Annotated in this window: 11 protein-coding genes; 10 read left to right on the top strand and 1 reads right to left on the bottom strand. The window is 37.7% G+C overall.

What is annotated here, in order from left to right:
* Positions 1 to 512 precede the first annotated feature (512 nt).
* Together BLR27_RS18920 and BLR27_RS17970 are read left to right on the top strand one after the other, a co-directional pair.
* Positions 513 to 665 carry a GIY-YIG nuclease family protein gene (locus BLR27_RS18920; RefSeq protein WP_407641214.1) on the top strand — a complete coding sequence of 51 codons (153 nt, stop codon included), beginning with the start codon at positions 513 to 515 and terminating at the stop codon, positions 663 to 665.
* A 705-nt stretch (positions 666 to 1,370) separates the two neighbouring features.
* Positions 1,371 to 2,642 carry a nucleotide sugar dehydrogenase gene (locus BLR27_RS17970; protein WP_090707225.1) on the top strand — a complete coding sequence of 424 codons (1,272 nt, stop codon included), beginning with the start codon at positions 1,371 to 1,373 and terminating at the stop codon, positions 2,640 to 2,642.
* Positions 2,643 to 3,859: 1,217 nt separating this feature from the next.
* Here BLR27_RS17970 and BLR27_RS17965 read toward each other — a convergent pair.
* Complete coding sequence (locus tag BLR27_RS17965; protein ID WP_090707224.1) at positions 3,860 to 5,029, bottom strand: ATP-binding protein; 1,170 nt, start codon at positions 5,027 to 5,029, stop codon at positions 3,860 to 3,862.
* A gap of 178 nt (positions 5,030 to 5,207) precedes the next feature.
* Between BLR27_RS17965 and BLR27_RS17960 the strand changes: the two genes are divergently transcribed.
* From BLR27_RS17960 to gmd, 8 genes are all read left to right on the top strand, one after another.
* Entirely contained in the window at positions 5,208 to 5,549 is a 342-nt protein-coding gene (locus tag BLR27_RS17960) for a UDP binding domain-containing protein (protein ID WP_221406376.1), read from the top strand.
* A 153-nt stretch (positions 5,550 to 5,702) separates the two neighbouring features.
* A complete protein-coding gene (rfbB, locus tag BLR27_RS17955) occupies positions 5,703 to 6,755 on the top strand; it encodes a dTDP-glucose 4,6-dehydratase (protein WP_090707227.1) in 1,053 nt (350 codons plus the stop codon).
* Between the two features lie 2 nt (positions 6,756 to 6,757).
* The gene (gene rfbC / locus BLR27_RS17950; protein WP_090707221.1) at positions 6,758 to 7,300 is read left to right on the top strand and encodes a dTDP-4-dehydrorhamnose 3,5-epimerase; all 543 of its coding nucleotides are present in this window, start codon (positions 6,758 to 6,760) and stop codon (positions 7,298 to 7,300) included.
* Positions 7,301 to 7,306: 6 nt separating this feature from the next.
* On the top strand, positions 7,307 to 8,170 hold the full coding sequence (gene rfbD / locus BLR27_RS17945) for a dTDP-4-dehydrorhamnose reductase (protein ID WP_090707219.1): 864 nt from the start codon (positions 7,307 to 7,309) through the stop codon (positions 8,168 to 8,170).
* Positions 8,170 to 9,033 carry a glucose-1-phosphate thymidylyltransferase RfbA gene (gene rfbA, locus BLR27_RS17940; protein WP_090707217.1) on the top strand — a complete coding sequence of 288 codons (864 nt, stop codon included), beginning with the start codon at positions 8,170 to 8,172 and terminating at the stop codon, positions 9,031 to 9,033. The genes rfbD and rfbA overlap by 1 nt, the downstream gene beginning before the upstream one ends.
* 85 nt (positions 9,034 to 9,118) lie before the next feature.
* Positions 9,119 to 9,655: a transcriptional regulator gene (locus tag BLR27_RS17935; RefSeq protein ID WP_090707215.1), complete on the top strand. Its 537-nt coding sequence runs from the start codon at positions 9,119 to 9,121 to the stop codon at positions 9,653 to 9,655.
* Positions 9,652 to 10,146: a UpxY family transcription antiterminator gene (locus tag BLR27_RS17930; RefSeq protein WP_090707214.1), complete on the top strand. Its 495-nt coding sequence runs from the start codon at positions 9,652 to 9,654 to the stop codon at positions 10,144 to 10,146. Before BLR27_RS17935 ends, BLR27_RS17930 begins: the two co-directional genes overlap by 4 nt.
* Before the next feature lie 271 nt (positions 10,147 to 10,417).
* On the top strand, positions 10,418 to 11,554 hold the full coding sequence (gene gmd, locus BLR27_RS17925) for a GDP-mannose 4,6-dehydratase (RefSeq protein ID WP_090707212.1): 1,137 nt from the start codon (positions 10,418 to 10,420) through the stop codon (positions 11,552 to 11,554).
* The last annotated feature ends 301 nt before the right edge of the window (positions 11,555 to 11,855 follow it).

Here is an 11,855-nt window from a genome sequence, read left to right as displayed (position 1 = left end):
AAAGAGGGGAAATGTATGTGGAAAACTATAAGAGAGCAGCCTGAAGAAAATCTTTTTTAAATTAAATTTGGAAATAAGTTAAACCTAGAATACGAACATGCGGATCAAAATGTTCTGTTTACAATATATATACTGCATGGAGAAATCTGTTGCCATTTATCGTTTTGAGACTATCAACTTCAATTAGTATAATTTCTTTTAGGATAAGATAATTCAGTTTAGGATCTAAAGGTTTCCGCTTTCCTGGAATCTATTTTATATTTTGACAAATCTGGAGGTAAATATAAGAAGGTTCACGCCTCCGCTGGATCAGATAGCTATCGGATGGCAAGGGTTGTTTAGAGGGCAATGGGGGTTCCAGCTTTCGCTGGAACCGATAGCTATCGGTTGACAAGGGGGGTAGAGGAGATTCCAGCCTCCGCTGGAATCTTAATGCATAACCGTTTAATAAATGATGTTACCTTTTACTCATTTTTTTTCTTTAAATATTTCCGGGATTACAATTTTGAGGAATGAGGGAATATTTTGTTTACATGCTTTCTAATAAATATCAAAATGTTTTGTACATCGGTTTTACAAATAATATTCGCAGAAGAGTATACGAACATAAACAAAAGCTTGTTGTTGGATTCACAAGTAAATACAATTGCAATGTTCTAGTATAGTATGAAGTATTTACTGATGTGAACGTAGCAATCGCAAGGGAAAAACAATTAAAGGTCTGGCAACGATCCTGGAAAAATAATTTAATTGAAAAACACAACCCCGACTGGCATGATCTTGCAGCTAATTGGTTTGTTAAAAATATAAAGTGATCTGATCCGATTCCAGCGGAGGCTGGAATCTCCTTACCTCTCTTTTGATTTGTCAACCGATAACTATCGGTTCCCGCGAAGGCGGGAACCTCTGTCTTGTCCTAAAATAAGTTTACTATTGGTGTAAACCTAATTTAGGACGATAAATTGTATCATTAATATTAGTTTACTTAAGCGCTATCCAAGCAGCCATTCCCATTACAGCCATTCCGAACAAATTGAGGGAACTTAATGACAATAAAGTCAAATCTGAGTTTAGCTTCACGAAGGTCCCTCACCTGCTGAAGGGCAGATTTCGGGATGATTCGCTTTAGATTTGATCTGTTGTCAGTTGTCTGAGCTAAAATTGCCAATTGAATTCTTAATGTCTTTTATCCTGGCTCTTGGCTCTTGATTCCTGGCTCCATTCTTCTGTTATCTGAATTAATCCTACTTATTTCAAATTAGCACTTCATCATCCTGGCTCCTGGCTCTTGATTCCTGGTTCTTACTAAAATATCCTTCCCCCATTTCCTAATCCTATTGATATATTTGCATCCATCAATATGAGAAAATATGCTGCCAGAACTATCGCCTGATTTAAAAATTGGAATTATAGGGCTTGGCTATGTAGGTTTACCACTTGCCCTGGCTTTTTCTGAAAAATACCGGGTAACAGGTTACGATCTGGATGATAGCCGAATTGAATCGCTTCTGGAGGGGTCAGATCGAACAAAGCAGGTTTCCCGGCAGGAATTGAGTGCCTCAAAATTGAAAATTACGAATAAGACAGTTGATTTAGCTTCCTGCCAAATCTATATTATCACTGTTCCAACTCCGGTTAATGAACAAAAAAAGCCCGACCTGACAGCTTTACTCTTAGCCTCAAAAACAATTGGAGCTGTGCTAAAGAAGGGAGATACCGTGATCTATGAGTCGACAGTATACCCCGGTTGCACAGAAGAGGATTGCGTACCGGTACTTGAAAAAGAAAGCGGGTTAAGATATAATGAGGACTTTTTTTGCGGGTATTCTCCCGAAAGAATTAGTCCGGGCGACCCGGTGCATACTCTAAAAAATATAATAAAGGTTACATCCGGCTCTAATCAGGCAACAGCTGATCTGGTTGATGATTTATATGCATCCATCATCAGTGCAGGTACTTATAAAGCATCCTCCATCAAGGTTGCAGAGGCCTCAAAGGCAATAGAAAATGCACAGCGGGATGTTAATATCTCATTTGTCAATGAGCTTGCTTTGATATTTGATAAAATGGAGATCGATACTTCTGATGTACTGGATGCAGCAGCTACAAAATGGAATTTCCTGAATTTTAAACCAGGACTCGTTGGGGGGCATTGTATTGGAGTTGATCCCTATTACTTATCCTATAAAGCTGAACAATTGGGCTATGTTCCAAGGGTCATACTCTCAGGAAGAGAAGTAAATGATCAAATGGCAAGCTTTGTAGTGAACAAGTGTATAAAGCTTTTGGTAAGTAAAAACGTTCAGCCAATAGGTGCCAGAGCATTGGTGATGGGAATAACCTTCAAAGAAAATTGTCCGGATATCAGGAATACAAAGGTGATTGATATCATCAATGAATTAGTACAATTCGGCCTTGAAGTAGATACATTTGATCTGCTTGCTGCGAAAGAGGAAGTATTAAATCATTATGGGATCACTCTAATTGATGATATATACAAAAAAAACTATCAGGTTATCATTTTAGCCGTTGCGCATAAGGAATTTCTCGCAATTGATTTCGGCAAAATGAAAAATCCGGATACGATACTGTTTGATACCCGGGCGGTGCTGAACAGGGAATGGGTGGATGGGAGGCTCTGATAATTTTTGGTTAATAATTAGATGCTTAGTAATATTTGTTATCTTTTGTCAGTTATCTGTTATCAGAAGAGATACTGCTTATTTCTAATTACCACTACATCATCCTGGTTCCAGACTCTCCCTTCTCACAAAGTTCCCTCACCTGCTTAAGGGCAGATTTCGGGATAGATAGATTTATTTTTTGCTCTATGCCCGTGTCACTTTCAGAACCACCCCCTTTAATTCCCCCCAGCGGTGGACACGGGCGCCTATGAAAATCGTGCTTAAAGATTAAATTATCTACGCTTAAACAAAATTTTCTTATCCGATTTGCTGTCCACCTGGTCCGAAGGACTCCATTGGAGCGGGGGGAGTGGAGCCATTAGCGCTGGAAGGGGGTGGTATTATTGTATAATCAAGTTTAATAGTAATTAGTTGGTACTAAGGATGCGGATTAAGTGCAGCAATTGTAAATCCTGTATAACCTCGTCATCTTACAGGATTAAATCAAAACTTGTAAACATATTTTAGGACTATTTCAGAACCACCCCCTTTAATTCCCCCGCCAGCGGTGGACACTGGGCGGCCAGGAAAAATGTGCTTAAAGATTAAATTATTTACACTTAAACAAAATTTTATTATCCGATTTGCTGTCCACCTGGTCCGAAGGACTCCATTGGAGCGGGGGGAGTGGAGCCATTAGCGCTGGAAGGGGGTGGTATTATTGTATAATCAAGTTTAATAGTAATTAGTTGGTACTAAGGATGCTGATTAAGTGCAGCAATTGTAAATCCTGTATAACCTCGTCATCTTACAGGATTAAATCAAAACTTGTAAACATATTTTAGGACTATTTCAGAACCACCCCCTTTAATTCCCCCGCCAGCGGTGGACAAGGGCGGCCAGGAAAAATGTGCTTAAAGATTAAATTATTTACACTTAAACAAAATTTTCTTATCCGATTTGCTGTCCACCTGGTCCGAAGGACTCCATTGGAGCGGGGGGAGTAGAGCCTTTTAGCGTTGGAGGGGGTGGTATTATTGTATAATTATTTAGTAATTAGGTGATTAGATGGTTAGTAATATTTGTTGTCTGTTGTCAGTTATCTGTTATCAGAAGAGATACTGCTTATTTCTAATTACCACTACATCATCCTGGTTCTAGACTCTCCCTTCTCACAAAGATCCCTCACCAGCTAAAGGACAGGTTTCGGCATGACATTCGTTTCAGATTGATTTTTAAATACTATCTGATATATTACGCCAGCTTATCACATCATAGCGCGTCCTTTTCTGATCCTCCGCTCCTCCGTAGATAAGTGTTTTTTCCACCTTTGCTGGTGTAGCTAATTTCTCAAACTGATCCATCTGCTTAAATAAGCCTTGAGAAAGAGTCTGTGTAGACTTGATCTCAAATATAGAGAACACCTCAGCCTTTTTCATCAGCAAATCTACCTCATTGGCGTTACTGTCTTGCCAGAAGTAATAATCTTCATGTAAATATTGATGATGATTCTGCTTATGGTATTCTGCCATGACCAGGTTTTCAAATACATTTCCTTTTAACCGGCTCTCTTCCAGGTCGGTGGCGGTTTTATGTCCCAGTAAAAAATTCAGCAGACCAGTATCGTAAAAGTAAAGCTTCGGACTTTTGATTAGCCGCTTATTAAAGTTCTGGTAATATGGCTGTAGTAAAAAGATGATATAACTGCTCTCAAGTATAGATAGCCATGCCCTTGCAGTGCTATGAGAAATGTCGCATTCATTGGCAAGGGCGCTGAAATTTACAAGTTGACCAGCTCTTCCGGCACAAAGGCCCAAAAATGTCCTGAATAATTTCAGGTTGCGAATATTCATTAGTTCAGTTACATCTTTTTCTATATAGGTCTGTATATAGTTAGCGTAAAATATAACCGGGTCGATACCCCTGTCGTAGATCGCTGGGTAAAACCCTTTCACTGCAAGGTCAGCGGACTGCATTTCCAGCATATTATTTGATTTCAGCTCCACAAAATCAAAAGGAAGTAGTTTAAAAAGTGCTACCCTTCCGGCCAATGTCTGTGTGATACTGTTTAGTAAATGGAAGTTTTGTGAGCCTGAAAGTATGTACTGCCCCATTATACGAGATTCATCAACTCTACCCTGGATGTAGGAAAACAATTCCGGTACGCGCTGTACTTCATCAAAGATAACCTTGTTATCATACCGGTTCAAAAAAGCGATCGGGTCTTCTGCTGCAAACGACCGTAAATCTGGATTTTCAAGAGAAATGTAACGATAATCTGCAAAAAGTTCCCGTAATAAAGTCGTTTTGCCAGACTGTCTTGGACCGGTAAGAGCTAATACAGGAAATTTCGACCGCTGCGCTTCGATTATCGGAGCAATCTGCCTCTTAATGAAGGAGCTCATAAGAATAGGTATTTAAATAATTATTACAATAAATTCAAATTACATAGCACAAACTTACAAATTACATAACATAAACTTACAAATTACATAGAACAAGCTTGCAATTTACATAAATCGAATGTGCAATGTGTCTATTATACTTTCCCTGGTTAGGGTCAAAATCTATTAAGATAATTGAGTGAACTTAAATTCCGAAAGTGCACTGGTAATGGGAATAACGTTCAAAGAAAACTGTCCGGATATCAGGAATACAAAAGTGATTGATATCATCCATGAATTAGTACAATTCGGTCTTGAAGTAGATACATTTGATCCGCTTGCCGGGAAAGAAGAAGTATTGAACCATTATGGGATCACTCTAATTGATGATATTTATGAAATGAACTATCAGGTAATCATTTTAGCCGTTGCGCACAAGGAATTTCTCTCCATTGATTTCGGCAAAATGAAGAATTCGGAAACTGTATTGTTTGATACCAGGGCTATATTAAATAGAGAATGGGTGGATGCAAGGTTGTAGCCTGCAAATGAAATTTAGACTGGATTTTTTAGTAAATTATTCCGCATTTTTTTATCAATTTTTCCGCATTAAAATTATTAGCTAATACGTCAAATTATTTAATTAGAATTCAATCAAAGGTTTTATTATTTTCGCCCTTTAGGCTGGAAAATGATAAAGAAAATTTTAATAACAGGTGGTGCGGGTTTTATTGGATCGCATGTAGTCAGACATTTTATTAACAAATACCCTGATTATATGATCATAAATCTTGATAAGCTTACCTATGCTGGGAATCTGGCAAACCTTACTGATATTGAAGATGAGGCAAATTATAAATTCATAAAGGGGGATATTGTTGACGAAGGTTTTATTAATAAACTTTTTGAGAATGAGAATTTTGATGCGGTTATCCATCTGGCAGCAGAGTCTCATGTGGACCGTTCAATTACAAATCCACTTGAGTTCGTGATGACCAATGTTGTTGGTACCGTTAATTTACTTAACGCTGCGAAAAACTACTGGGTGGGTAATTATTCTAATAAACTCTTCTATCATGTTTCTACTGATGAAGTTTATGGGGCATTAGGCGAAGCTGGTATGTTTACAGAAGAAACTAATTATGATCCTCACAGTCCTTATTCTGCATCTAAGGCCAGTTCTGATCATTTCGTTCGGGCTTATCAAGATACATACGGATTAAATACAGTGATCTCTAATTGTTCTAATAATTACGGATCATATCACTTTCCAGAGAAACTGATTCCATTAGCTATAAATAATATTAAAAATAACAAACCTGTTCCTATTTATGGTAAAGGTGAAAATGTGCGTGACTGGCTTTGGGTTGAAGACCATGCAAGAGCAATTGATGTTATTTTTCATGAAGCCACACCTGGTACAACCTATAATATTGGTGGACATAATGAATGGAAAAATATCGACCTGGTTTATCTTTTGTGCAAAATCATGGACAAGAAGTTGCAAAGAGAACCCGGCACTTCAGAAAAGCTCTTAACTTTCGTTACCGATAGAGCTGGTCATGATCTTCGGTACGCCATAGATTCATCTAAACTTCAAAATGAATTAGGCTGGAAACCAAGCCTACAATTTGAAGAGGGCCTTGAAAAGACCGTAGACTGGTATTTATCTAATGAAGAATGGTTAAATAATGTTACGACAGGAAATTATCAGTCGTATTATGCAGATCAATATTCAAACAGATAAGTATGGAACTAATTGAAACAACATTGCCGGGCTGCGTCCTGATTAAACCCACTGTCTTCAATGATACAAGAGGGTACTTTTACGAGAGTTTTAATTTAAAAAAATTTAAGAATCTAACCGGTTTTGAGGTAAACTTTGTACAGGACAACCAGTCATTATCTTCTTACGGGACAATCAGGGGATTGCATTTTCAGGCTACTGATCATGCTCAGGCTAAACTGGTAAGGGTACTCAAAGGAGAGGTATTGGATGTTGCGATAGATCTTCGTCCTGGATCACAAACATTTGGGATGCACTTTTCTGTCGTTCTAAGCGATGAAAATAAACTTCAATTATTTGTGCCCAGAGGTTTTGCCCACGGATTCGCAGTGCTAAGCAGTTCCGCTGAGTTTTTTTACAAATGCGATAATTATTATAATAAGCAAGCTGAGAGTGGAATCCTGTTTAATGATCCGGATCTAAATATTGAATGGGGGATACCTGAGCAGGATATATTAGTTTCTGAAAAGGATCGTGAAAACTCGCCTTTTTCTGTATTCCAGTAAATTTATATGAGTAAAATACTAGTGTTCGGTAGCTCAGGTCAGTTGGGTCAATGTCTAAAATTAATAGCTGAAGAAAAGAAAGTGAACAATATTTTATTTTTCGACAGACTTAATTCTGATATTCTGTCTTTAAATCTATTGGGCGAACTATTTTATCAGGAGCATCCGGATTTTGTGATAAATTGTGCAGCATATACAGCAGTAGATAAGGCAGAGGATGAAATTGAGCAAACTCGCAAAGTTAACAGGGATGGTGCAGCTAATCTTGCTTTGCTTAGTAAGAGGTATGGTTCTATATTGATTCACATATCTACAGATTTTGTATTTGGAGGTAAGTCTGCTCTTCCTTTAAAGGAAACAGATCTGACGGATCCTGTTAATATATATGGACTCACAAAGCTGGAAGGTGAAAATGCAATTATTAAGATTACTGAGCGATATTTTATTTTACGAACAAGTTGGCTTTACTCTGAGTTTGGAAATAATTTTGTTAAAACCATGCTAAAACTTGGTAAACAGCATGGGCAACTAAAGGTAATTGCTGATCAATTAGGCACCCCTACTTATGCAATTGATCTTGCGAACTGTATTTTCCACATAATTAATAGTTCCAATACTTCTTTTGGAATATATCATTATAGCAATCAAGGTACCGCATCATGGTATGATTTTGCAAAAGCTATATTTGACATCAGTGATATTCCTGTAAAAGTCTTGCCGATACCTGGTAGTGAATATATTACAAAAGCCAAAAGGCCAGCTTACTCAATAATGAATAAGTCAAAAATCGAGTTGATTATGCAGATTAAAATACCTTACTGGCATGATAGTTTAAAGAAGTGCTTGTCTCAAATTAATAATTCACGATAATGAAAGGAATTATTTTAGCAGGAGGATCAGGAACCAGGCTTCATCCACTCACGCTTGCAGTAAGTAAGCAGCTAATGCCGGTTTATGATAAACCCATGATCTATTATCCATTATCTACGTTGATGCTGGCTGGGATCAATGAAATTCTTATTATTTCAACTCCGTATGATCTTCCGAATTTCAAAAAATTACTGGGCGATGGTACCCGTATCGGTTGTAAGTTTTCCTATGCGGAGCAGAAAATCCCAAATGGTTTGGCGCAAGCATTTGTAATCGGAGAAGAATTTATTGGGAAGGATGATGTTGCTCTTGTTTTAGGTGATAATATTTTTCATGGAGATTCGATACAAAGCATGTTATCGACGATCCAGCAACCTGAAGGAGGAGTTGTATTTGCTTATCAGGTATCAGATCCTGAACGATATGGAGTAGTTGAATTCGATCAGGAATTTAATGCATTATCAATTGAGGAGAAACCAGATAAGCCTAAATCAAATTATGCTGTTCCGGGATTGTATTTTTATAATAATACTGTGGTAGAAATTGCCAAAAATATTGCACCATCCACCAGAGGTGAATATGAGATCACAGATATAAACCGTGAGTATCTGTTACAGGGGAAATTGAAAGTAGGTGTTTTAAGCCGTGGTACAGCCTGGTTAGATACAGGTACTTTCAATTCTTTGATGCAGGCAGGGCAGTTTGTTCAGGTTATTGAAGAAAGGCAGGGCTTGAAAGTGGGATGTATTGAAGAGATTGCATTTCAAATGAAATTTATTTCATCAGAGCAATTGGTTCAGGTTGCTGAGCCATTGAGGAAAAGTGGATATGGGGAGTATCTTCTGAAGCTAATTAATAACTAAGTATAAATACTTGTTTTAGAATATTGACAATATAAAATTTTTATATATTTGTTCCGATAATGAGTACTGATTATACTCAATAAGAATGCTCGAAAGCCTCATCACTTCTAAAACCAGAATTAAGCTTTTGCTTAAATTCTTTTTAAACATCAATAACCAGGGTTATTTACGCAGCCTTGAGACTGAGTTTAATGAGAGTACTAATGGCATTAGGCAAGAACTAAACCGTTTTGAAAATGCGGGCTTGTTATTGGCTGAATCTGAAGGAAACAAGAAATTATACCGGGCGAATATCCGGCATCCTTTGTTTAAGGATCTCAATAGTATCATCCTGAAGTTTGTAGGAGTAGAGGAATTATTGGAAAGAGTTATTGATAGGTTAGGTAATGTACAGCAGGTATATCTCGAAGGCAGAATTGCACAGGGGCTTGATTCAGATATAATTGATTTGCTGATCATTGGGAATGACATTGATCGTAATTACTTAAGTTCATTGGTCGAAAAGACTGAGCCGCTGTTAAAAAGAAAAATACGTTACCTCGTTTTTGAGGAGGCTGACGCTAAAGTTTATGTTGAAAGGCATCATAAGGAATTGGTGTTAATATTTAATAGCCCGGAATGAACTGGTACGTTATCTACACCAAATCCCGTTGTGAGAAAGCGGTTTCAGATAAGCTCAGCTTATCAGGTATAGAGGTATATTGTCCGCTTTTAAAGAGGAAAAAGCTTTGGAGTGATCGCTGGAAATGGGTGGAAGAACCTTTATTTCGATCCTATTGCTTTGTTTATCTGGATGAGAAGGAAAGGGAAAAGGTTTTTGCGGTTCCCGGAGTTGTTCGATTTTTACAGCATTGTGGTAAACCAGCGGTAATCAGGAACAAGGAAATGGAGCTTTTAAAAAGCTGGTTGATACAATACGATCATTCCAGTATTGAAGCTGGAACCTTTAATTCAAACGACCGGATAATGATCAAGTCTGGTGCATTGATGGATAAGGAAGCAGAGGTTTTGGAAAGCAAGGGCAATTATTTAACCTTGTATTTACAGGATCTTGGATTGCAGGTTAAAGTTGACCTTAGAAAGAATGTTGTTGAGAAATTAAAGGCCTCTTAATACCATGTTTTTAATAGATTAATATTGGATGTCAAAATCGAAAGATGTGACTGAAGGGGCGGAGCCGTATACAGATGTGAGATATTAGATGTGAGACAATAGACGAAAATTCTGTTTTTTGAATTAAATCCAGATCAATTATTAAGATACATATCATCAACAATCCACAGAATTAAGCACTGATTTTACTTGATTTGAACGAGGCTAAAGAACAAATTATCAAAATGTACAGCATCTCACATCTCACATCTCATATCTCATGTCTCCTCTAATGAAGACCGCACTTATAACCGGTATCACAGGTCAGGATGGAGCGTACTTAACAGAATTCCTTTTAAATAAGGGCTATTTTGTGCATGGGATAAAGAGAAGAAGCTCTCTGCTCAATACCGACAGGATAGACCATTTGTATCAGGATCCGCATGAAAAAAACCTAAGGTTAAAACTTCATTATGGAGATCTGACTGATTCTACCAATCTTATCAGGATCATTCAGGAAACACAGCCTGATGAGATCTATAATCTAGCTGCAATGAGCCATGTGCAGGTGAGTTTTGAAACACCTGAATATACTGCTAATGCAGACGGACTTGGGACATTACGGATACTTGAGGCCATACGTATATTGGGACTTGAAAAAAAGACCAGGATCTATCAGGCTTCAACATCAGAATTGTATGGCCTGGTACAGGAAGTGCCTCAATCAGAAAAAACACCATTTTATCCTCGCTCACCCTATGCTGTGGCTAAAATGTATGCTTATTGGATCACAGTCAATTATCGTGAGGCTTATAATTTGTATGCTTGTAATGGTATTTTATTCAATCATGAAAGTCCGGTTAGAGGGGAAACATTCGTTACCCGCAAAATAACCATGGCTGCAGCAAAGATCGCTCTGGGTTTACAAAATTGTCTGTATTTAGGTAATTTGTCTGCACAAAGGGATTGGGGACATGCAAAGGATTATGTGGAAGCGATGTGGCTGATCTTACAACAGGAAAAAGCAGAAGATTTCGTTATTGCAACAGGTGTAACTACTTCAGTTCGTGATTTCGTCAAAATGAGTTTTGCAGAATTAGGTATCGAAGTCGAATTCAGTGGTAAAGATGAACATGAAAGAGGTGTGATCATTGATATTGATGAAGTGAAAGTGGAAAGCCTAAAGCTGAAAGCAGAAAGCTTAAAACCGGGAACTACTGTAGTTAAAGTTGATCCAAAATATTTCAGACCAACAGAAGTAGACTTATTAATTGGTGATCCAACAAAATCCAATACCAAATTAGGCTGGAAACCAAAATACGACCTTCCGGCTCTTGTAAAAGAAATGGTTTTATCAGATCTCCACTTAACTAAAAAGGATGAGTACCTGAAAGATGGTGGATTCAATACGCTGAATTATTTTGAATAGCTGTTTCCTTCATCCTAGTAGCAGCACTCTATTGCAGATATAGCCCTAGTTCAAGCTATAGCAGGATTTAAGAGTTTAAAATAAAAAAGTAATAAGGAATGAACCACGATACCCGCGCGGTGGGATGAAAGAACGGCGGGCCGGGTGTTTTGCCCTCGGCGGTGGAAGCTTCGTTCTTTCTTGAATTTTTGGAGACTTTTGTTTCAAGTGGCTGTTGCACAACTTATTTATTTTAAATATTACTTTGTTAAGTAACTGATTATTAGTATTTTGTATTATGCAAGGCAAGAAAAAATATCAG

It is taken from the genome of Daejeonella rubra (assembly GCF_900103545.1).
GTDB lineage: Bacteria > Bacteroidota > Bacteroidia > Sphingobacteriales > Sphingobacteriaceae > Daejeonella > Daejeonella rubra.
Note: the sequence above shows the minus strand (reverse complement) of the source record. Positions and strands in the feature narration are given on the sequence as shown.